Raw genomic sequence first — 26,974 nt, 5'->3', positions numbered from 1 at the left:
CTGCGTAAATCAAGGGTCTGGAGAGGTAGGTCACATCCTGGGGGAGATTGGGTCACAAGACGACCCGGAACCCTGGGCGTACCGGGTTCCGGGTCGTGGTGTCACGGTGGGTCCTCCGGGCGCTACCGACAGTCCCTCAGTGCCTCGGGCGGTCGTCCGGAGCCGTGGGACGGTCAGCTCAGGCGCTCGATGACCATGGCCATGCCCTGGCCGCCGCCGACGCACATGGTCTCCAGGCCGAACTGCTTGTCGTGCCACTGGAGGGAGTTGATCAGCGTGCCGGTGATGCGGGCGCCGGTCATGCCGAAGGGGTGGCCGACGGCGATGGCGCCGCCGTTGACGTTCAGCTTCTCCAGCGGGATGCCGAGGTCGCGGTAGGAGGGGATGACCTGCGCGGCGAACGCCTCGTTGATCTCGACCAGGTCGATGTCGCCGATGGTCAGCCCGGCGCGGGACAGGGCCTGCTTGCTCGCCTCGACCGGGCCCAGGCCCATGATCTCGGGGGAGAGGCCGGAGACGCCGGTGGAGACGATGCGGGCGAGCGGGGTCAGGCCCAGCTCGCGGGCCTTGGTGTCGCTCATGATTACGAGGGCGGCGGCACCGTCGTTGAGCGGGCAGCAGTTGCCGGCGGTGACCAGGCCGTCGGGGCGGAAGACGGGCTTGAGGTCCGCCACGCCCTCCAGGGTGACCCCGGCGCGCGGGCCGTCGTCCTTGGCGACGACCGTGCCGTCGGGCAGCGTGACCGGGGTGATCTCGCGCTCCCAGAAGCCGTTCTTGATGGCCTCCTCGGCGAGGTTCTGCGAGCGGACGCCGAACTCGTCCATGTCCTGCCGGGTGATGCCCTTGGCGCGGGCCAGGTTCTCGGCGGTCTGGCCCATCGCGATGTACGGGTCCGGGACCAGCCCGTCCTCGCGCGGGTCGTGCCAGGTGGTGCCCTCCTGCTGGGCGACCTCGGCGGTACGGGCCTCGGCCTCGGCGAAGATCGGGTTGTGCGTGTCCGGCAGGCTGTCGGAGTTGCCCTTGGCGAACCGGGAGACCATCTCGACGCCGGCCGAGACGAAGACGTCGCCCTCGCCGGCCTTGATCGCGTGCAGGGCCATGCGGGAGGTCTGCAGGGACGAGGAGCAGTACCGGGTGACGGTGCAGCCGGGCAGGTGGTCCATGCCCATCTCGACGGCGACGATCCGGCCGAGGTTGTTGCCCTGCTCGCCGCCGGGCAGACCGCAGCCGAGCATCAGGTCGTCGATGTCCCGGGGGTCCAGCTCCGGGACCTTGGCGAGGGCGGCCTGGATGATCGTGGCGGCCAGGTCGTCGGGGCGCAGGTCCTTCAGGGAGCCCTTGAAGGCGCGGCCGATGGGGGAGCGGGTGGCTGAGACGATCACGGCTTCGGGCATCACGGCTCCAGTGGCGAGTCGGTACGAGGGACGGCGCGCAGCGCCTCGTGCGGGGGTGGCGGTCGGGCGACGGGTCGGCGGGCGGGGCTGGTTGGGAAGTTACCCGGCCGTATGGGCTGGGTCACGGGTGCGGGGGTGTGACATGGACCGCAACTTTCTAAGCGCTTGCTTGGCCCGCTGCGGGAACCGATGGCGGGCGTACCCGGGGGCTGCGCCCCCGGGACACCCGTCGGACTGAACGGCCTCGTCCTCACACGCCGGACGGACTGGCGGGTTCCGCCTCCGCCACCCGCCGCCGCCGACGGCGCTTGAGCAGCGCCCAAGGTCCCCGCGGCCCCGCCGGCATCGCCGCCGCGACCTCCGTGCCCGCCTCCGACGCGGCCTCGGCCGCCGCCCGGGCCACCGGCAGATAGCCCTCGCGGCGCAGCGCGTCGGGACGCTCCTCGTCGGCCGGCCACAGGCCGAGCGCGGCGCACACCGACGGCAGTACCGCCATCGCGGCCGTGGCGTACCCCTCGGCGGAGGGGTGGTAGTTGTCGGGGCCGAACAGCTCCCGCGGGTTCTGCGCGAACTCCGGGCCCAGCAGGTCCCCCAGCGACACGGTGCGCCCGCCCTGCTCCACGGCGCCGATCGTCTGCGCCGCCGCCAGCTGCCGCGAGGCCCGCCGGGCCACCCAGCGCAGCGGCTGCCGCACCCGCTCGATGGTCCCCAGGTCCGGGCAGGTGCCGACGACCACCTCCGCGCCGGCCGTACGCAGCCGCCGTACCGCCCCCGACAGGTGCCGGACCGAGCGGGTCGGCGGCATCCGGTGGGTGACGTCGTTCGCGCCGATCATGATCACGCAGATGTCGGGCGCCGGGCCGGGGTCCGCGAGCACCAGCGCCACCTGCCGGTCCAGGTCGTCCGAACACGCCCCCGGCGCCGCGACCGACCCCAGCCGCACCGGCCGCTCCGCCACCGCCGCGAGTCCCGACGCCAGCAGCGCACCCGGCGTCTGCCCGGCCCGGTGCACGCCCTGCCCGGCGGCCGTGGAGTCGCCCAGCATCATCAGCCGCAGCGGCGGCTCGCCGCCCGCCGGCAGGGTGTCGCCGTACAGCCCCTCCGCGTTCGGCACCCGGTCGGGTGTGCCGACGCCCACCCGGCGCCTGGCCAGCTGCACCTCCGCCAGCAGCACCCCGACCGCGGCCGCACCGGCCAGCCCGATGCCGCCGCCGCCGTACGCCGCGCCGGCCGCGATCCGCCGGGCCACCCTCGCCCTCGACATACTCGTCATACGTCGCCGCCACCTCCTCCAACCCGTACACCCAGTGCTTGCCCCGTACGGACGGTCGCCCAATCTCAACGGGGAGTGAACGACCGTCACGGGGCACGGGCGGGCCGGCAGGCCATAGGCTGGCCGGACCGATAACGACCACACCTTTTGCAGCATCCGGAGACCACGGTGCATTTCCACGACTCGATGATCAGCCTCGTCGGCAACACCCCGCTGGTGCGGCTCAACAGCGTGACCAAGGGCATCAGGGCGACCGTCCTGGCCAAGGTGGAGTACTTCAACCCGGGCGGCTCGGTGAAGGACCGCATCGCCCTGCGCATGATCGAGGCCGCCGAGCAGAGCGGAGCCCTGCAGCCGGGCGGCACCATCGTCGAGCCCACCAGCGGCAACACGGGCGTGGGCCTGGCGATCGTGGCCCAGCAGAAGGGCTACAAGTGCATCTTCGTCTGCCCTGACAAGGTCTCCACCGACAAGATCAACGTACTGCGCGCGTACGGCGCCGAGGTGGTCGTGTGCCCGACGGCGGTCGACCCCGAGCACCCGGACTCCTACTACAACGTCTCCGACCGGCTGGTCCGCGAGACGCCGGGCGCCTGGAAGCCGGACCAGTACTCCAACCCGCACAACCCGCTCTCCCACTACCACTCGACCGGCCCCGAGCTGTGGGAGCAGACGGAGGGGAAGATCACCCACTTCGTCGCCGGCGTGGGCACCGGAGGCACCATCTCCGGCACCGGCCGGTACCTGAAGGAGGTCAGCGACGGCGCGGTCGCGGTGGTCGGCGCCGACCCCGAGGGCTCGGTGTACTCCGGCGGCTCCGGGCGCCCCTACCTCGTCGAGGGCGTCGGTGAGGACTTCTGGCCGACGGCGTACGACCGGGACGTCGCCGACGAGATCGTCGCCGTCTCCGACAAGGACTCCTTCCAGATGACCCGCCGCCTCGCCAAGGAGGAGGGGCTGCTGGTGGGCGGCTCCTGCGGCATGGCCGTCGTCGCGGCGCTGCGCGTCGCCGAGCGGCTCGGCGAGGACGACGTGGTCGTCGTGCTCCTCCCGGACAGCGGGCGCGGCTACCTCAGCAAGATCTTCAACGACGAGTGGATGGCCGATTACGGCTTCCTGGAGGACGCCGGTTCCAGCGCGCGCGTCGCCGACGTCCTGAACCACAAGGAGGGCGGCTCCATCCCCTCCCTCGTCCACATGCACCCGGACGAGACGGTCGGCCAGGCCATCGAGGTGCTCCGCGAGTACGGCGTCTCGCAGATGCCGATCGTGAAGCCCGGCGCCGGCCACCCGGACGTGATGGCCGCCGAGGTCGTCGGCTCGGTCGTGGAACGCGAGCTGCTGGACGCGCTGTTCGCCAAGCGCGCCTTGCTGGAGGACCCGCTGGAGAAGCACATGTCGGCCCCGCTGCCGCAGGTCGGCTCCGGCGAACCGGTCGCCGACCTGATGTCGGTGCTCGGCACTGCGGACGCGGCGATCGTCCTCGTCGAGGGCAAGCCGACCGGTGTGGTGAGCCGTCAGGACCTGCTGTCCTTCCTCGCCAAGTAACGGGAGGCCGGGAGAGCCGGTGAGGCGAGAGGGCCGAGGGAGGCCGGGGGAGCCGGGGAGCCGGGGAGCCGGGGAGTCGAGCGGGCCGAGCGAGCCGAGGGAGTCGAGAGGGCCCGAGGGGAGCCGAGCGGGCGGAGGGGAGCCGAGGGGGCGGAGGGAGGCCGGCGGGGGCGCGGCAGGTCGCGGGAAGCCGCGGTGAACGCCGGGTGGACTCGCGGTCGTCCGGCCTGATCCGAGGCGCCCGGTGATCTTCGCGGACTTCGCGGAAGTGGTACGCGCGCGACACGTTCGCGCAGCACACGCTTAACACGGGCCCGGCAGAGTAGCGGTTGTCGGCAGGGCGGGAGCGGCTCCCCGTCCTGGCCGGCACCGAACGGCGCCAAGGACCTTCCGGAGCGGCTCCCGGACCTCCATGGACGCCACGGACGCGCCGCCCCGGCCGTGAGGCCCGGCACCGCGCGCGTCCCCCCGCGGGGACCGCCGTCGTCCCGCCCCCCAGTGATGGGGGTGCGGCGGTCCCCGCGCAGTCTTCCCCCGGTCGGCGCGACGTACTCCGCCCCCCCCGTGCCGCCCCGGCTCAGTCCTCCCAGGCGTCCTCGCTGGTGCGTCGGCGCCGTCCGAAGAGAGCGGGGCTGGTCCGGGCGGCCTGGACGACGTTCACCCCGACGATGCCGGCCCAGGCCACCAGCAGTCCGGAGAGGCCGGCGACGCCGCCGCCGATCCCGGACAGCGGCACCGCGAGGACCAACGAGACGATGCCGAAGCCGAAGCGCTCGCCGAAGGAGTCCGTGGGCTTCGGCGACCGGCTGTCCCGCGCCGCGGCCATCTGCTGCTCGGCGAGCAGCCGGCGCACCCGGCGCTCGACCGTGCCGTCGATGCGCTGGTCGACCTTCTCCAGGAACGAGTCGATCAGCGCGGACTCGTACTCCTTGCCGAGCTCCCTGCGGGTCTGCAGCGTGGCGTCGAGTTCCTTCTTGAGGTCGGTGTCCTGCCCGTTCGTCTCCGTCATGCCTCCCACGGTAGGCAGCCGGGGCGCCGGCGGCGCTGGGGTTAGCCCCCGTTTCCGGGCGGCGGCGCACACGACCGGCGGGCGTCGTGTGCGCCGCCGCCCCGCTGTATAACGGTATGCATAAACCGGGGACGGTGAATAGCGAGCGAGGGGGAGCACACATCATGAGCGGGAGCACCGGGACCGACGGTCCGGCCGCGCGGCTGCAGGCGCTCTTCGAGGGGCACCGGCTGACGCCGACCCAGCGGCGCATCGCGCACAGCATGGTGCGGCGCGCCGCGGACGTGCCCTTCCTGTCCAGCGTGGAGCTGGCCGAGCTGGCCGGGGTCAGCCAGCCGTCCGTGACCCGCTTCGCCGTCGCCCTCGGCTTCGACGGCTACCCGGCGCTGCGCCGGCACCTGCGCGAGGTCGCCCCCGCGGAACCGGCGGCGGACACCGGGTCCTGCAACGAGTACCAGCAAGCCGTGGAGGCCGAGATCGAGAACCTGCGCCATCTGGCGGAGGCGCTGGCCGACCCCGGGCCGGTGCGGGAGGCGGGCCGGACCCTCGCGGCCAGCCGGCCCCTGCCGGTCCTCGGGCTGCGGGCGGCGGCGGCCCAGGCGCACGGCTTCGCCTACTTCGCCGCCAAGGTCCACCCGGACGTCCGGTTCCTGGGCGAGGGCGGCACGATGCTCCACGACCGCATCGACGCCGCCGTCCGGGCCGGTGCGACGGCCCTGCTCTGCTTCGCCCTGCCCCGGCACCCGCGCGAGGTCGTCGACACCCTCACCCACGCCAAGGAGGCGGGACTCACGGTGGTGACCGTCGCCGACTCCGCCTTCGCGCCGGTCGCCAAGGTCTCCGACCTGCTGCTGCCCGCCGCCGTCGGCACCGGCCTCGCCTTCGACACCGCCTGCGCGCCGATGCTGCTCGGCCGGGTGCTGCTGGAGGCCATGTGCGACGACCTGCCGGACGCCCAGGCCCGGCTGGAGGAATTCGACACGAAGGCGGCGGCGCGGGGGCTCTTCGTGGACTGACGTGGCGCGCCGGCCCCGGCGGGCTCGTTCTCAGACTCGTCTCACCTTTTCCCGTTAACCTGCCTCGCCGCACACCCATCGGACGCACTGCGGGAAGCAGAACGGAACAGGAGGCCGGACGTGGCGCGCGGAGGACAGGGGCTGGCTCGGGTCGCCGTCGTCGTACGGGCGGGGGCGGCGCCACTGTGGTGGCTGGGCGTACTCGCGGCGGGCATCGGGGCGCTGGTGCCGGGACTGACCGGACGCCGCATCGGCGTCCTGGCCGGTGCCGCGCTGTTCATCGTCGCGACGGCCGTCGTCGCGTCCGTGCGCCGAAGGCGGTACACCGCGCTGGCCGGCCCGGCCGTCCGCGCGGGCAAGCACGACGTGCTCCAGGACCGCGCGGTGACCGTGCGCAACTGGCGCCGGGGCCACCGCTGGTGGCTGCTCCTCGCCTTCCTCGCCGCCCTGGGCAGCGCCTTCGCCGTCCCCGCGGCCGCCGGACTGCTCATGGCGGGATGCGGCGCCGGCCTGTGGCTCAAGTCCGCCTGGATCGGCCGGCGCGAACAGGCCGAGGACGCCCTCCTGTGGGTCCGCGTCGACTGGCTCGCCCGCAACGCCGGCCGTCCGGCGGGCAAGGCCGTCCGCGCCTACCGGAGCACCGGCATCGCGGCGGGCGACGCGGCCCCGGGCGGCGCACGGCGCAAGACGGCGGTGCCGGCCTGATCCGTTGACCGGGGCCGCCGGGGCGGCGCGCCGTCAGGGGCGCGTCGCTGCGACCTCGTGCGGCCCCGCCCGGTGGCCGCGACCGGCCGTGAGGGACCGGCCGCGTCGGACCGGCCGCGTGGGACCGGCCGCGTGGGACCGGCCGCGTGGGACCGGTCGCGTGGGACCGGCCGTGAGGGGACTGAAGGCCACCGAGCCCCCCGGTGGATCTGGGACTGCCGAGCCTTCCGGCGGATCTGGGACTGCCGAGCCCCCGACGGATCTGGCGCTACCGAGCCCCCCACGGCGCCGACGTCAGCGCGTCGGCGTGCGCTCCTCCCGCCTCGGCCACGATCTCCTCGATCGCCTGGGGCTCCCGCACGGTCGCGAAGGAAATCCCCTCGGGACCGTCCACCGCGAACCCGTAGACCCCGGGCCGCGCGAGCGAGTTGTACGCGTAGTGGTGCGCGAAGTAGTACGCCCCCGTGTCCAGTGCCGCCGCATGGTCCCCCTGTTCCAGCAGCGGCAGCGCGCGCCCCACGGCCAGCAGGTCTCCCGCGAAGCACGCCGGCCCCGCCACGTCCTGCACCACGTCCGGCCCCTCCTTCGGCAGCCCCTTCCCGTCGTACGCGGCGATCCGCAGCGGCCACGCCCCCGGCGCGTACACCGTCCGCGTCGCGACCTGCACGCCCGCGTGCGTCACCGCGACCGGCCGCCCCCCGGCGCTCTTGGCGTACTCCACGCGCGCCACCACGGTGCCGTGCTTGGCCAGCAGCGACCGCCCGAACTCGGTGACCAGCCCGTACCGCCCGTCGAACAGTCCCGGCACCGCCTCGCGCAGCACGCGCGCGTACTCGGCGTACGTCGGTGTCGTCTCGTCCGACGCGAAGTTCACCGGCAGCCCGCCGCCGATGTCGAGGGTGTCCACCTGCCGGCGCCCGGCCCGCTCGTTGATCTCCTCGGCGAGCCCGTACGTCGCGGCCACGCCCTCGGCCATCAGGGGCAGCGGGATGCCCTGTGACCCGGTGTGCGCGTGCAGCCGGGTCAGCCACGGCCGGTCCAGATACGCCCGCACCACCCACTCGCGCGCCCCCTCGTCGCGCAGCGCCACCCCGAACTTCGACGTCGCCGTCGCCGTCGACAGCGCCTCGATGGAACCCCCGCCGACCTGGGGGTTGACCCGGATGCCGAGCGGAGAGCGGCTCGCCCCCTCGGTCATCAGACCGTCGAGGCGGGCCAGCTCCTGCGGGTTGTCCGCGTTGACGGCGATGCCCAGCGCCAGTGCCTCCCGCAGCTCGCCCGGCGTCTTGGCGGGCGAGTCCAGCACCGTCCGCTCCGGCGGCACCCCCGCCGCCCGTGCCAGCGCCAGCTCACCCGGGCTCGCGACCTCCGCGCCGATGCCCTCCTCGTGCAGCAGCCGCAGGACCGGGACCAGCGGGGTCGCCTTGACCGCGAAGGCGTGCAGCACGGGCGTCCCGGGCGCCGTCACCGCCTCGAACGCCGCCCGCAGGGCCGCCGCCGACTCCCGTATCCCGGCGACGTCCAGCAGCCCGACGATCGGAGCGTCGGGTCCGAGCAGCCCCTGTTCCACGGCCGCCCGTACCGCCCGGTCCCGCCGCGCGGCCCGCGCCGCGTCGATGACGCCCGGATCACCGTTCGTCCCCGTCCCCGTCCCCGTCCCCGTCCCCGTCCCCGTCCCCGTCCCCGTCCCCGTCCCCGTGCCCGTTCCCGTCGGCGTGCTTGTGCCGTCGCTCACGCGATCCTCCGTGTCCTCGTCCTCGTCCTCGTCGCCTGCCGGCCCGCCCCGATGCCTGCCCCGCACATCCAGCCAAACACCCGCGACGCGTCCGTGCCGCGACACGGACGTATTGACTAGTTCTATTCATGAGGTGAGGATATGAATATCCGCAGCAACAAACCGCCGGGAGCAATCCGCCGGGAGCAAGCCACCAGGAGGCAGACATGTCCGGACCCCGTCCTGTCCGAGCGCCACGCGGTACGCAGCCGAGCGCCCTGGGCTGGCAGCAGGAGGCCGCCCTGCGGATGCTGCAGAACAACCTCGACCCCGAGGTCGCCGAGCACCCCGACAAGCTCGTGGTCTACGGCGGCACCGGCAAGGCGGCCCGTGACTGGCGCTCCTTCGACGCGATGGTGCGGACGCTGCGGACCCTCAAGCAGGACGAGACGATGCTCGTCCAGTCGGGCCGCCCGGTCGGCGTCATGCAGACCCACGAGTGGGCCCCGCGCGTCCTCATCGCCAACTCCAACCTGGTCGGCGACTGGGCCAACTGGGAGGAGTTCCGCCGCCTGGAGGCCCTCGGCCTGACCATGTACGGGCAGATGACGGCCGGCTCCTGGATCTACATCGGCACCCAGGGCATCCTCCAGGGCACCTACGAGACCTTCGCCGCCGTCGCCGCGAAGAAGTTCGGCGGCACGCTGGCCGGGACCATCACCCTCACCGCCGGCCTCGGCGGCATGGGCGGCGCCCAGCCCCTCGCCGTCACCATGAACGACGGCGTCGCCCTCTGCATCGACTGCGATCCGCGCGCCATCGACCGCCGCATCGAGCACCGCTACCTCGACGTGAAGGCCGACTCCGTCGACCACGCCCTCCAGATCGCCACCGAGGCCCGCGACCGGCGCGAGCCGCTGTCCATCGGCGTCCTCGGCAACGCCGCCGAGCTGGTCCCGCAGCTGCTCGCCATGGGCGCCCCCATCGACATGGTCACCGACCAGACCTCGGCCCACGACCCCCTGGCCTACCTGCCCACCGGGATCGCCTTCGAGGACATGGCCGACGCCGCCGCCAAGGACCCGGCCGGCTTCACCACCCGCGCCCGCGAGTCCATGGCCCGGCACGTCGAGGCCATGGTCGGCTTCCAGGACGCCGGCGCCGAGGTCTTCGACTACGGCAACTCCATCCGCGGCGAGGCCCAGCTCGCCGGATACGACCGGGCCTTCGCCTTCCCCGGCTTCGTACCGGCGTACATCCGTCCGCTCTTCTGCGAGGGCAAGGGCCCCTTCCGCTGGGCCGCCCTGTCCGGCGACCCCGCCGACATCGCCAAGACCGACAAGGCGATCCTCGACCTCTTCCCCGAGAACGAGTCCCTCGCCCGCTGGATCAAGATGGCCGGTGAGCGCGTCCACTTCCAGGGCCTGCCCGCCCGGATCTGCTGGCTCGGCTACGGCGAGCGCGACAAGGCCGGTGAGCGGTTCAACGACATGGTCGCGAGCGGCGAGCTGGCCGCGCCGGTCGTCATCGGCCGCGACCACCTCGACTGCGGCTCCGTCGCCTCCCCGTACCGCGAGACCGAGGCCATGCTCGACGGCTCCGACGCCATCGCCGACTGGCCGCTGCTCAACGCCATGGTCAACGTGGCCTCCGGCGCCTCCTGGGTCTCCCTGCACCACGGCGGCGGCGTCGGCATGGGCCGCTCCATCCACGCCGGGCAGGTCACCGTCGCCGACGGCACCGCGCTCGCCGGCGAGAAGATCCGCCGCGTCCTCACCAACGACCCCGGCATGGGCGTCATCCGGCACGTCGACGCCGGGTACGGCATCGCGGAGTCCGTGGCGGCCGAACGGGACGTGCGGGTGCCGATGCGCGAGGGCGACACGACGCGCGAGGGTGACGACGCGTGACCTTCCACAGCATGTGGGCGGAGCTGCTGCCGGTCGGACGCAGCTCCGCCACCGGCGGCTACCGCCGGCACGCCTGGACCGGCGCCGACGCCGACTGCCGGGCCTGGTTCCGGGAGCAGGCCGAAGCACGCGGGCTGGCCCATGAGACCGACCGCAACGGCAACCAGTGGGCCTGGCTCGGCGACCCCGCCGCCGGCGACGCCGTCGTCACCGGCTCCCACCTGGACTCCGTGCCCGACGGCGGCGCCTTCGACGGGCCCCTCGGCGTCGTCTCCGCCTTCGCCGCCCTCGACGAACTGCGCAGGAGGGGAGCGCACCTCACCAGACCCCTCGGCATCGTCAACTTCGGCGACGAGGAGGGCGCCCGCTTCGGCCTCGCCTGCGTCGGCTCCCGGCTCACCGCGGGCGCCCTCACCGCCGAGCAGGCCCACCGCCTCACCGACGGCGACGGCATCACGCTCCCGCAGGCCATGGAGAGCGCCGGATACGACCCGGACGCCATCGGCCCCGACCCCGAGCGGCTCGCCCGCATCGGCGCCTTCGTCGAACTCCACGTCGAACAGGGCCGCGCCCTGGACCTGTCCGGCGACCGCATCGGTATCGCGTCCGCCATCTGGCCGCACGGACGCTGGCGGTTCGACTTCCGGGGCGAGGCCAACCACGCCGGCACCACCCGGCTCGCCGACCGGAACGACCCCATGCTGTCCTACGCCGAGACCGTGCTCGCCGCCCGCCGCGAGGCCGAACTCGCCGGCGCCGTCGCCACCTTCGGCAAGATCACCGTCGAGCCCAACGGCGTCAACGCCGTCCCCTCCCTCGTCCGCGGCTGGCTCGACTCCCGCGCCGCCGACCAGGCGAGCCTGGACACCGTGGTCGGCGGGGTGGAGCAGGCCGCCCGCGAGTACGCCGCCACCCACGGCGTCGACCTCGACGTCGTACGCGAGTCCTTCACCCCCGTCGTCGAGTTCGACCACGCCCTGCGCGACGAGCTCGCCCGCATCCTCGGCAACGACACGGATCTCAAGGTGCCCGTACTCGGCACCGGTGCCGGACACGACGCCGGGATCCTCTCCGACCGCATCCCGACCGCCATGCTGTTCGTGCGCAACCCCACCGGCGTCTCGCACTCCCCGGCCGAGTACGCCGCCGAGGACGACTGCGTGGCCGGGGTGAGCGCACTCGCCGACGTACTGGAAGGGCTGGCCTGCACGTGACCCCCACCGAGCGGACCCGGACGTACTGGCTGGAGCACGCCTGGCTCGGCACCCACGTCGAGCCGGCCGTCGCCGTCGACGTGCGGGACGGCCGCATCACCGCCGTCCACCGGGACACCCCCGCCCCGCCCGCCGGCGCCGAGCCCCTGCGCGGACTGACCCTCCCCGGCCTCGCCAACGCGCACAGCCACGCCTTCCACCGCGCCCTGCGCGGCACCGTCCAGGTCGGCTCCGGCACCTTCTGGACCTGGCGCGAGGTCATGTACTCCGTCGCCGACCGGCTGACCCCCGAGACGTACCTCCACCTGGCCCGCGCGGTGTACGCCGAGATGGCCCTCGCCGGCATCACCACCGTCGGCGAGTTCCACTACGTCCACCACGCCCCCGGCGGCACCCCCTACGCCGACCCGAACGCCATGGGCGAGGCCCTGATCGAGGCCGCCGCCGACGCCGGCATCCGCATCACCCTCCTCGACACCTGCTACCTGTCCTCCGGCTTCGGCGCGCCCCCGGACACCCACCAGCTCCGCTTTTCCGACGGAACGGCGGATGCCTGGGCCGAACGCTGTTCAGTTCTCAAGGAACGGGATCACGCACGGATCGGGGCGGCGATCCACTCCGTACGGGCCGTGCCCGCCGACCAGTTGGCGACCGTGGCACGCTGGGCCGAGGAGCGGCGGGCCCCGCTGCACGTGCACCTGTCCGAGCAGACCGCCGAGAACGACGCCTGCCACGACGCCCACGGCCGCACCCCCACCCGGCTCCTCGCCGACCACGGCGTGCTCGGCCCCCGCACCACCGGCGTCCACAACACCCACCTCACCGACGAGGACATCGCCCTGCTCGGCGGCAGCGGCACCGGCACCTGCATGTGCCCCACCACCGAACGCGACCTCGCCGACGGCATCGGCCCCGCCGCCGCCCTCCAGCGGGCGGGCTCCCCGCTCTGTCTGGGCTCCGACAGTCACGCCGTCGTCGACCTGCTGGAAGAGGCGCGCGCCATGGAGCTGAACGAGCGCCTGCGCACCCGCACCCGCGGCCACTGGACCGCCGCCGCCCTGCTGCGCGCCGCCACCGCCGACGGCCACGCCGCCCTCGGCTGGGACGACGCCGGAACCATCGAGACCGGCGCCCGCGCCGACCTCACCACGGTCGCCCTCGACTCGGTCAGGACGGCGGGGCCGCTGCCCGGACTCGGCGCCGAGACAGCCGTATTCGCCGCGACGGCAGCGGACGTACGGCACACGATCGTGGGCGGACGGCACGTCGTACGCGACGGGGCGCACACCCTCGTACCCGATGTGCCCGACGCCCTCGCACGGGCCGTCGAAGCCCTCCGCGCATGACCAACCGCCCCCGCCCCCACGAGGACGTCACGGACCCCATGAGCAGCAGCACCGTCATCACCAACATCGCCGCACTCGTCACCAACGACCCCTCCCTCGGCGACAACTCCCCCCTCGGACTGGTCCGGGACGCGGCCGTCGTCATCGACGGCGACCGCGTCGCGTGGACCGGTGAATCAAGCAAAGCACCCGCCACTGACAATCGGGTCGACGCCGGCGGCCGGGCGGTCCTCCCCGGCTTCGTCGACTCCCACTCCCACCTCCTCTTCGCGGGCGACCGCACCGAGGAGTTCAACGCCCGCATGTCCGGCCGCCCCTACAGCGCCGGCGGCATCCGCACCACCGTCGCCGCCACCCGCGCCGCGAGCGACGAAGAACTGGAGGCGGGCCTCACCCGTTACCTCGCGGAGGCCCTGCGCCAGGGCACCACGACCTTCGAGACGAAGTCCGGCTACGGCCTGACCACCGCCGACGAGTCCCGCGCCCTGCGCGTCGCCGCCCGCCACACCGACGAGGTCACCTTCCTCGGCGCCCACATCGTCGCCCCCGAACTCGCCGACGACCCCGCCGCCTACGTCGCCCTCGTCACCGGCGAGATGCTCGACGCCTGCGCCCCGCACGCCCGCTGGATCGACGTGTTCTGCGAGAAGGGCGCCTTCGACGGCGACCAGGCCCGCGCGATCCTCACCGCCGGCCGGGCCAAGGGCCTGCACCCCCGCATCCACGCCAACCAGCTCTCCTACGGCCCCGGCGTACAGCTCGCGGTCGAACTCGACGCCGCCAGCGCCGACCACTGCACCCACCTCACCGACGCCGACGTCGACGCCCTCGCGAACAGCCGCACGGTCGCCACCCTGCTCCCCGGCGCCGAGTTCTCCACCCGCGCCCAGTGGCCGGACGCCCGGCGCCTGATCGACGCCGGCGCCACGGTCGCCCTGTCCACCGACTGCAATCCCGGCTCGTCCTTCACGTCCTCCGTGCCCTTCTGCATCGCGCTCGCCGTACGGGACATGGGGATGACGCCCGACGAGGCGGTCCGGGCGGCCACAGCGGGCGGCGCGGCGGCCCTGCGCCGCGACGACATCGGCCGCCTGACCCCGGGCGCGTACGCCGACCTGACCCTCCTCGACGCCCCGAGCCACGTCCACCTGGCCTACCGGCCCGGTGTGCCGCTGGTCGCGGGCGTGTGGCGGCGGGGCGTGCGTAGGGTGTGACCAGCGTGTGAACCGGGGAGCGGGGGACGGATGGCCAAGTACTGGTGGACGCCGTTCCTGGTGAACGTCCTGCTCGGGATTCCGGGCGTCGTGCCGTTCTGGCTCGTGTGGTACCTGATGGTCAACTGGCCGCTGGCGGAACTGGGCTGGACCGTGCGCGAGCCGACGGAGAACGACGGCATGGCGCTCTGGCTGGTGATCGTCGTCCCTGTGGTGGCGCTCTTCGCGATGATCTGGTGGCTGGTCAACGCGCCGTTGCGCCGCCGGACCTCCCTCGCGCCGCGCACCTTCTGGCTCCTGTGCGGGCTGGCCCCGCTGCTGCCGATGGCGGCGCTGATCGCCAACTCCCTGTGAAGGGCCGCGGCAGCCCGAAGGGGGGCGGCCCGGCTCCGGACCGCCCCCTGGAGGACAAGCGTCACGCGGTGAGCACGTCACGCGGTGAGCACGTCACACGGTGAGTACTTGAGGACTACTCCTCGACCGTGAGTCCCTTGCGCAGCCGTACGAGGGTCCGCGACAGCAGGCGCGAGACGTGCATCTGGGAGATGCCCAGTTCCTCGCCGATCTCCGACTGGGTCATCCCCGCGACGAAGCGGAGCGAGAGGATCTTCCGGTCCCGGGAGGGGAGTTCGGCGATCAGCGGCTTCAGCGACTCGACGTACTCGATGCCCTCGAGCCCGTGGTCCTCGTAGCCGATGCGGTCGGCCAGCGCGCCCTCCGCGTCGTCCTCCTCCGGCTGGGCGTCCAGCGAGGAGGCGGTGTAGGCGTTGGACGCCGCCATGCCCTCGACGACCTCGTCCTTGGACAGGCCGAGGTGCTCGGCCAGTTCGCTCACCGTCGGGGCGCGGTCCAGCCGCTGCGCGAGCTCGTCGCCGGCCTTGGCCAGGTCGAGCCGCAGCTCCTGGAGGCGGCGCGGGACGCGCACGGACCACGAGGTGTCGCGGAAGAAGCGCTTGATCTCGCCGATGATGGTCGGCATCGCGAACGTGGGGAACTCCACGCCGCGGGACGTCTCGAAGCGGTCGATCGCCTTGATCAGGCCGATCGTGCCGACCTGGATGATGTCCTCCATCGGCTCGCTGCGGGAGCGGAAACGGGAGGCGGCGAACTTGACCAGGGCGAGGTTGAGCTCGACGAGCGTGTTGCGTACGTACGCGTACTCGTGGGTGCCTTCCTCCAGCGACTCCAGCCGCTCGAAGAGGGTCTTGGACAGGACCCGGGCGTCCGCCGGAGCGACCTCGTCGTAAGCGGGGATGTCCGGAAGCCCGGCGAGTGTGCCGTCGTGGTCGACGGCCGCGTCATGGTGCTCGATGGGATCCAGATGTTCCGGAGGGAGTGTCGACGTCGCTTCTTGGGTACGCGATCCGTCGAGCCGGGGTGACATGATGTCCTCCATCGTTCTCGGCATACGGCTGCCGAAGCCAATTGCGTGCACTGCGGTGTGCGGCGCCTCCAAAGCCGGCCGTGTCGGTTTACGTGTCCTACTAGCCCTACCGGGTTTACCGAGCCCACCGCAAGTGTGTTCTGTGCGGGTATGTCCGTTTGTGTGCGGTTGTCGGGTGTCGGAGTGCGGCGGGAAGGCGTAGTGTTCGAGGGCGTCAGCAAGCAGTCACGACCTCGGGAGAGAGAAACGGCATGGACCGCGGGACGGTCGGCAGTGCCCAGTCGGGCCGGCTACTGGTGGAGGTGCGGGAAGAGGGCCCCAGTGCCGTCGTGACACCGGCGGGTGAGTTGGATCACCACACCGCCGATCTGTTGCGGGAGCCACTGGAGGACTGTCTCGCCAAGGGATTCAACCGGCTCGTCGTCGACTGTTCGCGTCTGGAGTTCTGCGACTCCACGGGACTCAACGTCCTGCTCGGCGCGCGGTTGAAGGCGGAGGCCGCGGGGGGCGGTGTGCATCTGGTGGCCATGCGGCCAGTGGTGGCTCGCGTGTTCGAGATCACGGGGGCCGAAGCGGTCTTCACCCTCCACGACACGCTCGAGGCCGCCCTGTCCGGCGCGTCCGACTGAGCCGGCTCTTGTCCGGCCGGCGACGGGTCCCCTGCGCTCCCTGGGGCAGGCGTTTTCGCCCCGTCCTGTGTTTCATGCCGAATACAGGGGTGTCCGGGCGTCCCGGTCGGGCAGGAGACCCCCTGGAGCGACTGTGTACGACTTTGAAACGTGAACTGGTGAATCGGTGAGGTGAAGCGCTGATGAGCACCACCCGGCCCTACTCGCCGGGCGACCGTGGTCCGGAGCCCAGCGGCGCTTCCGGGGCGTCCGAGGGGGGCGTGCCCGGGACCGGGGAGTCCGAGGGGGGCGTGCCCGCGGGGCAGGCTGCCGTGATCGGGCAGTCCGTGCCCCCGGAGCCGTCCGCGGCCGCGGACGCGACGTCGTCCGGGTCCGCGCCCGCCGGTGGCGGAGCCGGAGGGCGACAGGTCCGCAAGCTGAGCTTCGACGGCCAGAGCGGGGTGGTTCCGCTCGCTCGTGACTTCACCCGCCAGGCGCTGTACGCGTGGCGCTGGCTGCCCTCGGCCACCGCGGACCAGCGGGCCGCCGCCGAGGACGTACTGCTCGTGGTGTCCGAGCTGGTCACCAACGCCTGTCTGCATGCCGAGGGGCCGGACGAGCTGTGGATCACCTGTGAGAAGAAGGTGATCCGGCTGGAGGTCTCCGACCGGGGTACGGGGCAGCCGTCGCCGCGCACCCCGCACCGCGCCGGACGCCCCGGCGGGCACGGCATGTTCATCGTGCAGCGGCTGTGCCTGGACTGGGGTGTGGTGCGTACGCCGGGGGTCGCGGGCAAGCGGGTGTGGGCCGAGCTGGGGGCGCCGGCGTAGGCGGTGGCCTGCGGCGTGGCCTGCGGCGCTCTTCCGGGTCTTTCCCACCCACCCACCCGTCTCGGTCGGCCGAGGGGTGGGCGCCCCTGGGGCTCCGCCCCAGACCCCGGACTCCTGGGCTCCGCCCGGATCCCCTTGGTGGGGCACCGCGTCTCCTGTACCTCTTGCTCCTGGGCTGCGCCCAGAGACCCTGGGCGGGGGACTGCGTCTCCTGCACCTCTTGCTCCTGGGCTCCGCCGGGCACTGGGTCCCCCGTACCCCTTGCTCCCGGGCTCCGCCCGCTCACCCAGCAGGGAACGGGGCTCCGCCTCGTCACCCAGCGGGCACTGCGTCCCCGCTCCCTCGCGAGTCCGCCTTCTTGGTCCACGGCACTCGGACGCCCCCGAAAACGCCCGGAGGGCCACCGCATCCACCGGGATGCGATGACCCTCCGCAGGCAGGAACCGCCAGGCCGGGCCGGTCTCAGCGGACGTCGCCCATGAGTTCCTTGACGCGCTTGCGGTACATCCACACCGCGACACCGGCGACCACGGCGAGCGTGGCTTCCGCGGCCACGATGCCGGTCTTGTTCAGGTCGACGCCGGCGATGGAGAGCAGGCCGGTCGTGGCGTCACCGGCGGTGACGGCCAGGAACCAGACGCCCATCATCTGCGAGGCGTACTTCACGGGCGCCATCTTCGTGGTGACCGACAGGCCGACCGGGGAGAGCATCAGCTCACCGCAGGTCTGGACGAAGTAGATCGCCACCAGCCACAGCGCGGCCGCCTTGTGGCCGCCGTCCGCGATGGCCAGCGGGGCCAGGAAGAGGAAGAAGGACGCGCCGACCAGGACCAGGCCGAACGAGAACTTCACGATCGTGCTCGGCTCCTTGCCGCGGCGGGCGAGCGCCAGCCACACCGTGGCGAAGACCGGGGCCAGGGCCATGATGATGACCGGGTTGACCGACTGGAACCAGGAGACCGGGAACTCCCAGCCGAGGACGCTGGTGTCGGTCGAGGAGTCGGCGAAGATCGCCAGGGTCGAACCGCCCTGGTCGTAGATCATCCAGAAGACGGCCGCGGCGACGAAGAACCAGATGTACGCGGACATCTTCGACTGCTCGGCACGGTCCAGGTCCTTGTCCCGCTTGATGCGGGTCAGCACGAGCACCGGGATGATCACGCCGAGCAGGGTCAGCGGGACCAGGATCCAGTTCAGGGTGTAGACGCCGGAGAAGCCGACGATCGCGTAGAAGACGACGGCGAGGGCGGCCCAGAACGCGGCCTTGCGCAGGGTGGAGGTCTTCTCCGCGGCCGACAGGGGCTTCGGGGTCACGCTGGAGTGCGGCGCCAGGTGGCGGCTGCCGAGCAGGAACTGGATCACGCCCAGGCCCATGCCGACCGCGGCCAGCGCGAAGCCCAGGTGCCAGTTGACGTTCTCACCGATGGTGCCGATGATCAGCGGCGCGGCGAAGGCACCGAGGTTGATGCCCATGTAGAAGACGGTGAAGCCACCGTCGCGGCGCGGATCGTCGGGGCCGCTGTAGAGCTGGCCGACCATCGTGGAGATGTTGGCCTTCAGCAGACCCGAGCCGATGGCGACCAGGCCGAGACCCGCGAAGAAGGTGCCGGAGGTCGGCAGCGCCAGCGTGAGGTGGCCGAGCATGATCACGCCACCGGCGACGGCGACGGTCTTGCGGGGACCCCAGACACGGTCGCCGAACCAGCCGCCCGGCATCGTGAGCAGGTACACCAGCGAGAGGTACACCGAGTAGATCGCGGTCGCGGTGCCGGCGTTCATGCCGAGACCGCCGGGGGCCACCAGGTACAGCGGGAGCAGAGCCCTCATGCCGTAGTAGGAGAAACGCTCCCACATCTCGGTCATGAAGAGAGTGGCCAGTCCGCGGGGGTGGCCGAAGAAGGTCTTCTCGGATCCGGGGGTGCCCGGAGAGACCGAGTCCTTCGTCAGGCTGGACGCCATGGTCGATCCTTGCTTTTCGGGACGCGCTCATGAGGCGATGCGCGCCCGGTGGGGGGCGGCCGGCACCGGCGGCCTTCACCCGTCCACCCCACGCCTGAGGGATTCCGCTCCGGGTCACGGAGCAGTGGACGGCGGCCACCGGGATCCACGCCTGCGCGCACGTCGTTGCGCGCGTTGAGGCCCGGCCACAGGTCATTCCTTTCAAGGCCGGCCGTGGGGGCCGGCCCGCACACAAAAGAGACCTTCAGCGTCGAACTGTCGCCAAAGGTCCTCTGAGTGCTACAGGCGCTGATTCACCATACGGCAGGACACCGCCCGGTATGGAAGGACTTGAGACGCGGATCACAGGTGATAACGGAACCGCGAACGATCTTTCGAAGGTCTGTTACAGGATGGCACCCCATGGCCGCAGGTTCGTACCGGGGGTCGGCCGGGCCGGTCCCGCGCCGGGTGTCCGGCTTGTCCGTGGGCGGGAGGCCCTCGGGCCGATCACCCCCCGGGCGCTGCTCCGAGCGGACTACCATCAGCTCATGACCCGTGTACTGCTCGCCGAGGACGACGCGTCCATCTCGGAGCCGCTGGCCCGCGCACTGCGCCGGGAAGGGTACGAGGTCGAGGTGCGTGAGGACGGCCCCACCGCGCTCGACGCCGGCCTGCAGGGCGGCATCGACCTGGTCGTGCTGGACCTGGGCCTGCCGGGCATGGACGGGCTGGAGGTCGCCCGCCGGCTGCGGTCCGAGGGCCACGCCGTGCCGATCCTGATCCTGACCGCGCGCGCCGACGAGGTGGACACCGTGGTCGGTCTGGACGCGGGCGCCGACGACTACGTCACCAAGCCCTTCCGTCTCGCCGAGCTGCTCGCCCGGGTCCGCGCCCTGCTGCGGCGGGGCTCCGTCGAGCCCCCGCAGCCGCCCGCGACGCACGGCGTGCGCATCGACGTCGAGTCCCACCGGGCCTGGATGGGCGAGGAGGAGCTCCAGCTCACCGCCAAGGAGTTCGACCTGCTGCGGGTGCTGGTGCGCGACGCCGGCCGGGTCGTCACCCGCGACCAGCTGATGCGCGAGGTCTGGGACACCACCTGGTGGTCGTCGACCAAGACCCTCGACATGCACATCTCCTGGCTCCGCAAGAAGCTGGGGGACGACGCGGCGAACCCCCGCTACATCGCCACCGTGCGCGGCGTGGGCTTCCGTTTCGAGAAGAACTGAGCCGGCGCCCGCACACGGGAACCGGACCGCCGCCAAGGACCGGACCGCCGCCAAGGACCGGACCGCTGCCAAGAACCGAACCGCCGCCAAAAACAGAACCGCGCCAAGAACCGAACCGCCGCGTACGACTGAGCCGCCGCGAAGAACCGAACCGCCGAGAAGATCTCAGGGTCCGCCCGGGTAAGAGGACATGCGCCGCCGACTGATCCAGTCCACGCTCGCCGTGGTGCTCGTCGTGATCGCCGTTTTCGGCGTCTCCCTCGTGATCGTCGAGACCCGGACGATCAGCAGCTCCGCCCAGGAGCGGGTCGACCTGGAGGCGGTGCGGCTGGCCAGCATCGTGGACAGCCGGCTGCTCGGCACCGGATCGGTCGACGCCAAGTTCCTGCGGGAGCAGGTCCGGGACGCCCGGTACGCGGAGATCCGGATCCCCGGCAAGCCGGTCATCGAGGTCGGCAGCCGGCCGACCGGTGAGGTCATCCGCGGCAAGGCCACCGGCGAGGAGGGCGAGACGGTCCTCGTCGAGGAGCCGAGTTCCTCGGTGACCCGTGAGGTCGGCCGGACCCTGCTGATCATCGGACTGGTGGCGCTGCTCGCGGTGGTCGCCGCGGTGCTGCTGGCGATCCGGCAGGCCAACCGCCTCGCCTCCCCGCTCACCGACCTCGCGGAGACCGCCGAACGCCTCGGCTCCGGCGACCCGCGCCCCCGCCACAAGCGCTACGGCGTCCCCGAGCTGGACCGCGTCGCGGACGTGCTGGACTCCTCCGCCGAGCGCATCGCCCGGATGCTCACCGCCGAGCGCCGGCTGGCCGCCGACGCCTCCCACCAGCTGCGCACGCCGCTGACCGCGCTGTCGATGCGGCTGGAGGAGATCACCCTCACCGACGACCCGGAGACGGTGAAGGAGGAGGCGACGATCGCGTTGTCGCAAGTGGAGCGGTTGACGGACGTCGTGGACCGGCTGCTGACGAACTCCCGGGACCCGCGCAGCGGCTCCGCCGTCACCTTCGAGCTGGACGACGTCATCCAGCAGCAGATCGACGAGTGGCGCCCCGCCTACCGCAGCGAGGGGCGGGCGATCGTCAGCTCCGGCAAGCGGCATCTGACGGCCGTGGGCACCCCGGGCGCCGTGGCGCAGGTGCTGGCCGCGCTGATCGAGAACTCCCTGATGCACGGCGGCGGCACGGTGGCCCTGCGGACCCGGGTGACCGGCAACCAGGCGGTGGTCGAGGTCACCGACGAGGGGGTCGGCGTCCCGGGCGACCTGGGGGCGCGGATCTTCGAGCGCGCGATCAGCGGGCGGAACTCCACGGGCATCGGCCTGGCCGTCGCCCGCGACCTCGCCGAGGCCGACGGCGGCCGGCTGGAGCTCCTCCAGGGCCGCCCCCCGGTGTTCGGCCTGTTCCTGTCGCGCACGCAGCCGTCGAAGAAGTCGTCCGGTGACTCAGGGGAGACGGTGCGCTAGGAGGGCAGGCAGCCAGGCCCCGGTCCCGGCCGCTGCCGCGGTCAGCGGTGTGCCGCGGGGGTGCCGTCCGAGGTGCGTACCGCCGTGGGCTGCTCGTGCTCCAGGGAGGTCTCCGTCCGCGTCACCGGCTCATGGTCCGGCAGTGCGCGGAAGACCCAGCTGCGGTACGACCAGAAGCGGAACAGCGTGCCGATGCCGATGCCGAGGAACTTGAAGATGTTGCTCTGCAGCGGGCTGTCCCAGCCGAAGCCGTACGTCGCCGTGTAGAGCACGCCGTTCTCGATCACCAGCCCGACCGCGCTGAACAGCAGGAACAGCGACATCTCGCGGGTCCGGCGGCTCTTGTCGCGGTCCCGGTACGTGAAGTAGCGGAAGCCCAGGTAGTTGAAGACGATCGCGACGACGGTCGCGAGGATGCTGGCCCGCACCACGTGGAGGTCGGTGACGTGCCGTATCAGGTTGAAGGCGAGGAGGTTGACGAGAACCCCCGCGCCGCCCACCGCGCCGAACTTCACGACCTCACGGACCAGCCGTTCGATCCGCTCCCGCACCGCGCCGCGGGTCGCCGGGGGCGTCGGGGGAGCCGTATGAGCACCCGAGGAACCATGTCCCATGGTTGTGCAGGCCCCCGTCCATCGGTTGGCGTCAATCCGTTCATGCTAACCACCCGGACGCGCGATCTTCCTGCGGACGGATGCCGGGGCGACGGGAAAGGGGGCCCCGGCCCCCGGGAAACGGCCGGTAAACAGGTGGGCCCCGCGCGGCCGATACGCTAGGGGTGTGACGTTCCCGGTAGTCGGCATGGTCGGCGGTGGCCAGCTCGCTCGTATGACACACGAGTCGGGCATCCCGCTGGGCATCAGGTTCAAGCTTCTCAGTGACACTCCTCAGGACTCTGCGGCGCAGGTCGTGAACGAAGTCGTCGTCGGCGACTATCGCGACCTGGACACGTTGCGCGAGTTCGCGCGCGGCTGTGACGTGATCACTTTCGATCACGAGCACGTGCCGACCGAGCACCTCAGGGCCCTGGAGGCGGACGGCATCCCCGTGCGCCCCGGGCCCGACGCGCTCGTGCACGCCCAGGACAAGGGCGTGATGCGCGCGAAGCTCGACGCGATCGGCGTGCCCTGCCCGCGGCACCGGATCGTGCGCGATCCGGCCGACGTGGCCGCCTTCGCCGCCGAGGGCGACGGCTTCCCGGTCGTCCTCAAGACGGTCCGCGGCGGGTACGACGGCAAGGGCGTGTGGGTCGTGGACTCCGCGGAGGAGGCCGCCGAGCCCTTCCGGGCCGGGGTCCCCGTGCTGGCGGAGGAGAAGGTGGACTTCGTCCGCGAACTCGCCGCCAACGTGGTCCGCTCCCCGCACGGCCAGGCGGTGGCCTACCCCGTCGTCGAGTCGCAGCAGGTCAAGGGCGTCTGCGACACGGTGATCGCGCCCGCCCCCGACCTCGACGAGGACCTCGCCCTGCGGGCCGAGGAGATGGCGCTGAGCATCGCCAAGGAACTGGACGTCGTCGGGCACCTCGCCGTCGAGCTGTTCCAGACCCGCGACGGCCGCATCCTCGTCAACGAACTGGCGATGCGACCGCACAACTCCGGCCACTGGACGATGGACGGCGCGATCACCTCGCAGTTCGCCAACCACGTCCGCGCCGTCCTCGACCTCCCCCTCGGCGACCCGCGCCCGCGCGCCCCGTGGACGGTCATGGTCAACGTCCTCGGCGGCGACTACCCGGACATGTACTCCGCGTACCTGCACTGCATGGCCCGCGACCCCCAGCTCAAGATCCACATGTACGGCAAGGACGTGAAGCCCGGCCGCAAGGTCGGGCACGTCAACACCTACGGCGACGACCTGGACGACGTGCTGGAGCGCGCCCGTCACGCTGCCGGCTACCTGAGAGGGACGATCACCGAATGAGCCAGGCCAGCCCGGTCAGTCCGGTCGTGGGCATCGTCATGGGGTCGGACTCCGACTGGCCCGTCATGGAGGCCGCCGCCAAGGCACTCGACGAGTTCGAGATCGCCTACGAGGTCGACGTCGTCTCCGCGCACCGCATGCCGCACGAGATGATCGCGTACGGCGAGCAGGCCGCCGGCCGCGGACTGAAGGCGATCATCGCCGGTGCCGGGGGCGCCGCCCACCTGCCCGGCATGCTCGCCTCCGTCACCCCGCTGCCCGTCATCGGCGTGCCGGTGCCGCTGAAGTACCTCGACGGCATGGACAGCCTCCTGTCCATCGTGCAGATGCCGGCCGGTGTGCCCGTCGCCACCGTCTCCGTCGGCGGCGCCCGCAACGCCGGACTGCTGGCCGCGCGGATGCTCGCCGCCCACGACGAGGAGCTGCTGGCCCGCATGCGCGAGTTCCAGCAGGACCTCAACGACCAGGCCACCGAGAAGGGCAAGCGGCTGCGCACCAAGGTCGAGGGGTCGGCGGCCTTCGGATTCGGGAAGTAGAGGCCCATGACCTCTACCGACTCACCGGCTTCACCGGATTCGTCAGCCGCACTGGACCGCGCCCGTGAGCTGCTGCGCGAGTTCCCCGTCGTCGACGGCCACAACGACCTGCCCTGGGCGCTGCGCGAGCAGGTCCGCTACGACCTCGACGCCCGTGACATCGCCGCCGACCAGTCCGCCCACCTGCACACCGACCTCGCCCGGCTGCGGGCCGGCGGCGTCGGCGCGCAGTACTGGTCGGTGTACGTCCGCTCGGACCTGCCCGGCGCGGTCACGGCGACGCTGGAGCAGATCGACTGCGTACGGCAGCTCATCGACCGCCACCCGGGCGAGCTGCGGGCCGCGCTGACCGCAGCCGACATGGAGGCCGCGCGTGCCGAGGGCCGCGTCGCCTCGCTGATGGGCGCCGAGGGCGGCCACTCCATCGACAACTCGCTCGCCACGCTCCGCGCGCTGTACGCGCTCGGCGTGCGCTACCTGACCCTCACCCACAACGACAACGTGGCGTGGGCGGACTCGGCGACCGACGAGCCCGGCGTGGGCGGCCTGTCGGCCTTCGGCCGCGAGGTCGTGCGGGAGATGAACCGCGAGGGCATGCTGGTCGACCTCTCGCACGTCGCCGCGACGACGATGCGGGACGCGCTGGACACCTCCACCGCGCCGGTGATCTTCTCGCACTCCTCCGCGCGGGCCGTGTGCGACCACCCGCGCAACATCCCCGACGACGTGCTGGAACGCCTGCCCGCCAACGGCGGCGTGGCGATGGTGACGTTCGTGCCGAAGTTCGTGCTCCAGGCGGCCGTGGACTGGACGGCCGAGGCCGACGAGAACATGCGCGCGCACGGCTTCCACCACCTCGACTCCAGCCCCGAGGCGATGAAGGTCCACGCCGCCTTCGAGGAGCGTGTCCCGCGCCCGGTCGCCACCGTCTCCACGGTCGCCGACCACCTCGACCACATGCGCGAGGTCGCGGGCGTCGACCACCTCGGCATCGGCGGCGACTACGACGGCACGCCCTTCACCCCGGACGGTCTCGGCGACGTCGCCGGCTACCCGAACCTGATCGCCGAACTGCTCGACCGCGGCTGGTCCCGGGCCGACCTGGCCAAGCTCACCTGGAAGAACGCGGTCCGGGTGCTGGGCGCCGCCGAGGACGTGGCCCGGGGACTCCGGGCGACGCGGGCCCCGTCCAACGCCACGCTGGAGGACCTGGACGGCTGAGCCGTCTCAAGCCGTCTCCGTTCCGGAGGCTTCGAGGGCGGGGTAGTCGGTGTATCCGGTCGCCCCGCCCACGTACATCAGGTACCGGTCCCGCACCGGGTTCAGCGGCCCGTCGGCCGTCGCCACGCCGAAGCTGGTCGCCGACCTCACCGCCGAACGCGCCCGCATCGACCGGACCATCGCCGACCTGCTCCGTTCCCGGGACACCCTGGACGAGGTGATCGACGCGGCCCGGGGCTGACCGTCTACTCCGAACGCCCCACCCACCAGGAAGCCGTTTCCGCTCCGTGCGACGGTGACCGTAACGCACGACGACCGTACGGAGCCCGCCATGGCAGACCTCCAGGACGACCTGCACACCCGCACCGATGCCGGCGGACTCGACGACCTGTCCGTGCCGCCTGCCGCGGTGGCGTTCCCGCCGGAGCCCTACGCGCCCGTCTCCGACCCCGAGGACGAGCCGCTGGCCCGGGCCCACGCCGTACTGGCCGCCCATCCCGTCGCCGACGGCTACAGCGGTCTGTCCCGCAGGCTCAAGCACCTGCCCTGGTACGACCTGGAGCTCGGCGAGAGCGTCGTCGACACCGATCTGCCGCGGCTGCGCGAGGGCAGGGTGGGCGCGCTGTTCTGGTCGCTGCACCTGCCCGAGGCCATCGACGGCGACCGGGCGGTGGGCGCGACCCTGGAGCAGCTGGACCTGGTCGAGACGGTCGTGCGCTCCCACCCGGACGGGCTTCGGCTGGCGTACGACGCGGGGCAGGCCATAGACGCCCGCAACTGCGGCCGGGTCGCCGTGCTGCCCGGCCCCGCCGGCGCCGCCGCGATCGGCGACTGCCTCGGCATCCTGCGTTCGCTATACGCCCTCGGTCTGCGCGTGCTGACGCTGACCGGGGCGACCTGGGCGAGCGAGGCGGGCCTGACCCGGTTCGGCGAGGAGGTCGTCCGCGAGATGAACCGGCTCGGTGTCGTCGCCGACCTCTCCGGTGCCTGTGCCGAGACCATCCGCCGTACCTTCGCCGTCTCCAAGGCGCCGGTGCTGTGCACCCGCTCCGCCGCCCGCGCCCTGCGCCCGCACCCCGTCAACCTCCCCGACGACCTGCTCGTCGAGCTGGGCGAGGCCGGAGGCCTGTGCATGGTGCCGCTGACCGCCGAGCAGACCGGCCCGACCGTCCGGGACGTCGCCGACCACCTCGACCACGTCCGCACGGTGGCCGGCCCGCAGAGCGTCGGCCTGTCCGGCACCTACGACACCGGCACCGCCCACCCGCTGGAACTCGGCGACGCCTCCTGCTATCCGAGACTCATCGCCGAGCTGCTGCGACGCGGCTGGGACGAGTCGGACGTGGCCCTGCTGACCTGGGGCAACGTCCAGCGCGTCCTGCGGGGGGCGGCCTTCACCGCGCGGGCGGCGGCGCTGCGCCGGGAGCCGTCGACGGCGACGATCGCCGAGCTCGACGGCTAGCCGTAACGAGCGGGCCGTTACGGGCGGGCCGTTGCGGG

General features: G+C 72.5%; 23 protein-coding genes and 1 pseudogene. 17 read left to right on the top strand and 7 right to left on the bottom strand.

Annotated features, from left to right (window positions below):
• Positions 1-173: 173 nt before the first annotated feature.
• Entirely contained in the window at positions 174-1,394 is a 1,221-nt protein-coding gene (locus ACP4J0_RS00310) for an acetyl-CoA C-acetyltransferase (protein ID WP_426596548.1), read from the bottom strand.
• 250 nt (positions 1,395-1,644) lie between these two features.
• Entirely contained in the window at positions 1,645-2,667 is a 1,023-nt protein-coding gene (locus ACP4J0_RS00305; protein ID WP_426596547.1) for an SGNH/GDSL hydrolase family protein, read from the bottom strand.
• Between the two features lie 168 nt (positions 2,668-2,835).
• Here ACP4J0_RS00305 and ACP4J0_RS00300 point away from each other — a divergent pair, with 168 nt between their 5' ends.
• Positions 2,836-4,215, top strand: a complete 1,380-nt coding sequence (locus ACP4J0_RS00300) for a cystathionine beta-synthase (RefSeq protein WP_426596546.1) — start codon at positions 2,836-2,838, stop codon at positions 4,213-4,215.
• Between the two features lie 577 nt (positions 4,216-4,792).
• Here ACP4J0_RS00300 and ACP4J0_RS00295 read toward each other — a convergent pair.
• A complete protein-coding gene (locus tag ACP4J0_RS00295) occupies positions 4,793-5,224 on the bottom strand; it encodes a hypothetical protein (RefSeq protein ID WP_426596545.1) in 432 nt (143 codons plus the stop codon).
• A gap of 164 nt (positions 5,225-5,388) precedes the next feature.
• On the opposite strand from ACP4J0_RS00295, the gene ACP4J0_RS00290 reads away from it, so the two are divergent.
• Both ACP4J0_RS00290 and ACP4J0_RS00285 read left to right on the top strand, forming a co-directional pair.
• On the top strand, positions 5,389-6,240 hold the full coding sequence (locus ACP4J0_RS00290) for a MurR/RpiR family transcriptional regulator (RefSeq protein WP_426596544.1): 852 nt from the start codon (positions 5,389-5,391) through the stop codon (positions 6,238-6,240).
• Between the two features lie 120 nt (positions 6,241-6,360).
• A complete protein-coding gene (locus ACP4J0_RS00285) occupies positions 6,361-6,945 on the top strand; it encodes a hypothetical protein (protein ID WP_426596543.1) in 585 nt (194 codons plus the stop codon).
• Positions 6,946-7,213: 268 nt separating this feature from the next.
• Here ACP4J0_RS00285 and ACP4J0_RS00280 read toward each other — a convergent pair whose 3' ends face one another.
• On the bottom strand, positions 7,214-8,563 hold the full coding sequence (locus ACP4J0_RS00280) for a diaminopimelate decarboxylase (protein ID WP_426596897.1): 1,350 nt from the start codon (positions 8,561-8,563) through the stop codon (positions 7,214-7,216).
• 323 nt (positions 8,564-8,886) lie between these two features.
• Between ACP4J0_RS00280 and hutU the strand changes: the two genes are divergently transcribed.
• Genes hutU through ACP4J0_RS00255 form a run of 5 tightly spaced genes read left to right on the top strand, consistent with a single transcriptional unit; the run spans position 8,887 to position 14,697 of the window.
• Complete coding sequence (hutU, locus tag ACP4J0_RS00275; protein WP_426596542.1) at positions 8,887-10,569, top strand: urocanate hydratase; 1,683 nt, start codon at positions 8,887-8,889, stop codon at positions 10,567-10,569.
• Positions 10,566-11,783, top strand: a complete 1,218-nt coding sequence (locus tag ACP4J0_RS00270) for an allantoate amidohydrolase (protein ID WP_426596541.1) — start codon at positions 10,566-10,568, stop codon at positions 11,781-11,783. The genes hutU and ACP4J0_RS00270 overlap by 4 nt, the downstream gene beginning before the upstream one ends.
• Entirely contained in the window at positions 11,780-13,129 is a 1,350-nt protein-coding gene (locus ACP4J0_RS00265; protein ID WP_426596540.1) for a formimidoylglutamate deiminase, read from the top strand. The genes ACP4J0_RS00270 and ACP4J0_RS00265 overlap by 4 nt, the downstream gene beginning before the upstream one ends.
• 38 nt (positions 13,130-13,167) lie before the next feature.
• Positions 13,168-14,343 (top strand): imidazolonepropionase, encoded by a 1,176-nt coding sequence (gene hutI / locus ACP4J0_RS00260; protein WP_426596539.1) that lies wholly within the window; start codon positions 13,168-13,170, stop codon positions 14,341-14,343.
• A gap of 30 nt (positions 14,344-14,373) precedes the next feature.
• On the top strand, positions 14,374-14,697 hold the full coding sequence (locus tag ACP4J0_RS00255) for a hypothetical protein (protein WP_426596538.1): 324 nt from the start codon (positions 14,374-14,376) through the stop codon (positions 14,695-14,697).
• Positions 14,698-14,812: 115 nt separating this feature from the next.
• Here ACP4J0_RS00255 and ACP4J0_RS00250 read toward each other — a convergent pair whose 3' ends face one another.
• Positions 14,813-15,739: an RNA polymerase sigma factor SigF gene (locus ACP4J0_RS00250; protein ID WP_426596537.1), complete on the bottom strand. Its 927-nt coding sequence runs from the start codon at positions 15,737-15,739 to the stop codon at positions 14,813-14,815.
• A gap of 239 nt (positions 15,740-15,978) precedes the next feature.
• On the opposite strand from ACP4J0_RS00250, the gene ACP4J0_RS00245 reads away from it, so the two are divergent.
• Entirely contained in the window at positions 15,979-16,356 is a 378-nt protein-coding gene (locus ACP4J0_RS00245; RefSeq protein WP_426596536.1) for an STAS domain-containing protein, read from the top strand.
• A 182-nt stretch (positions 16,357-16,538) separates the two neighbouring features.
• Positions 16,539-17,165 carry an ATP-binding protein gene (locus tag ACP4J0_RS00240; protein WP_426596535.1) on the top strand — a complete coding sequence of 209 codons (627 nt, stop codon included), beginning with the start codon at positions 16,539-16,541 and terminating at the stop codon, positions 17,163-17,165.
• Between the two features lie 462 nt (positions 17,166-17,627).
• On the opposite strand, the gene ACP4J0_RS00235 is transcribed toward ACP4J0_RS00240, so the two are convergent.
• On the bottom strand, positions 17,628-19,124 hold the full coding sequence (locus ACP4J0_RS00235; protein ID WP_426596534.1) for an MFS transporter: 1,497 nt from the start codon (positions 19,122-19,124) through the stop codon (positions 17,628-17,630).
• A 530-nt stretch (positions 19,125-19,654) separates the two neighbouring features.
• Between ACP4J0_RS00235 and ACP4J0_RS00230 the strand changes: the two genes are divergently transcribed.
• Complete coding sequence (locus tag ACP4J0_RS00230; protein ID WP_345596614.1) at positions 19,655-20,332, top strand: response regulator transcription factor; 678 nt, start codon at positions 19,655-19,657, stop codon at positions 20,330-20,332.
• Positions 20,333-20,522: 190 nt separating this feature from the next.
• Positions 20,523-21,797, top strand: a complete 1,275-nt coding sequence (gene draK / locus ACP4J0_RS00225; protein WP_426596533.1) for a two-component system sensor histidine kinase DraK — start codon at positions 20,523-20,525, stop codon at positions 21,795-21,797.
• A 41-nt stretch (positions 21,798-21,838) separates the two neighbouring features.
• Here draK and ACP4J0_RS00220 read toward each other — a convergent pair whose 3' ends face one another.
• Positions 21,839-22,411: a GtrA family protein gene (locus ACP4J0_RS00220; protein ID WP_426596532.1), complete on the bottom strand. Its 573-nt coding sequence runs from the start codon at positions 22,409-22,411 to the stop codon at positions 21,839-21,841.
• Between the two features lie 166 nt (positions 22,412-22,577).
• Here ACP4J0_RS00220 and ACP4J0_RS00215 point away from each other — a divergent pair, with 166 nt between their 5' ends.
• The 5 genes and pseudogenes from ACP4J0_RS00215 to ACP4J0_RS00195 all read left to right on the top strand — a co-directional run bounded on the left by ACP4J0_RS00215 (position 22,578) and on the right by ACP4J0_RS00195 (position 26,936).
• Positions 22,578-23,717, top strand: coding sequence for a 5-(carboxyamino)imidazole ribonucleotide synthase (locus ACP4J0_RS00215; protein ID WP_426596531.1), 1,140 nt, complete (start codon positions 22,578-22,580; stop codon positions 23,715-23,717).
• Positions 23,714-24,253 (top strand): 5-(carboxyamino)imidazole ribonucleotide mutase, encoded by a 540-nt coding sequence (gene purE / locus ACP4J0_RS00210; RefSeq protein ID WP_426521372.1) that lies wholly within the window; start codon positions 23,714-23,716, stop codon positions 24,251-24,253. Before ACP4J0_RS00215 ends, purE begins: the two co-directional genes overlap by 4 nt.
• A 6-nt stretch (positions 24,254-24,259) precedes the next feature.
• Positions 24,260-25,474 (top strand): dipeptidase, encoded by a 1,215-nt coding sequence (locus ACP4J0_RS00205; RefSeq protein ID WP_426596530.1) that lies wholly within the window; start codon positions 24,260-24,262, stop codon positions 25,472-25,474.
• 106 nt (positions 25,475-25,580) lie between these two features.
• A pseudogene (locus ACP4J0_RS00200) lies at positions 25,581-25,715 on the top strand (MerR family transcriptional regulator); the annotation flags it as partial.
• 90 nt (positions 25,716-25,805) lie between these two features.
• Complete coding sequence (locus ACP4J0_RS00195; RefSeq protein WP_426596529.1) at positions 25,806-26,936, top strand: dipeptidase; 1,131 nt, start codon at positions 25,806-25,808, stop codon at positions 26,934-26,936.
• The last annotated feature ends 38 nt before the right edge of the window (positions 26,937-26,974 follow it).

Source organism: Streptomyces sp. WG7, from assembly GCF_049975785.1.
Lineage (GTDB): Bacteria > Actinomycetota > Actinomycetes > Streptomycetales > Streptomycetaceae > Streptomyces.
This window is presented reverse-complemented; position numbering and strand designations above follow the sequence as displayed.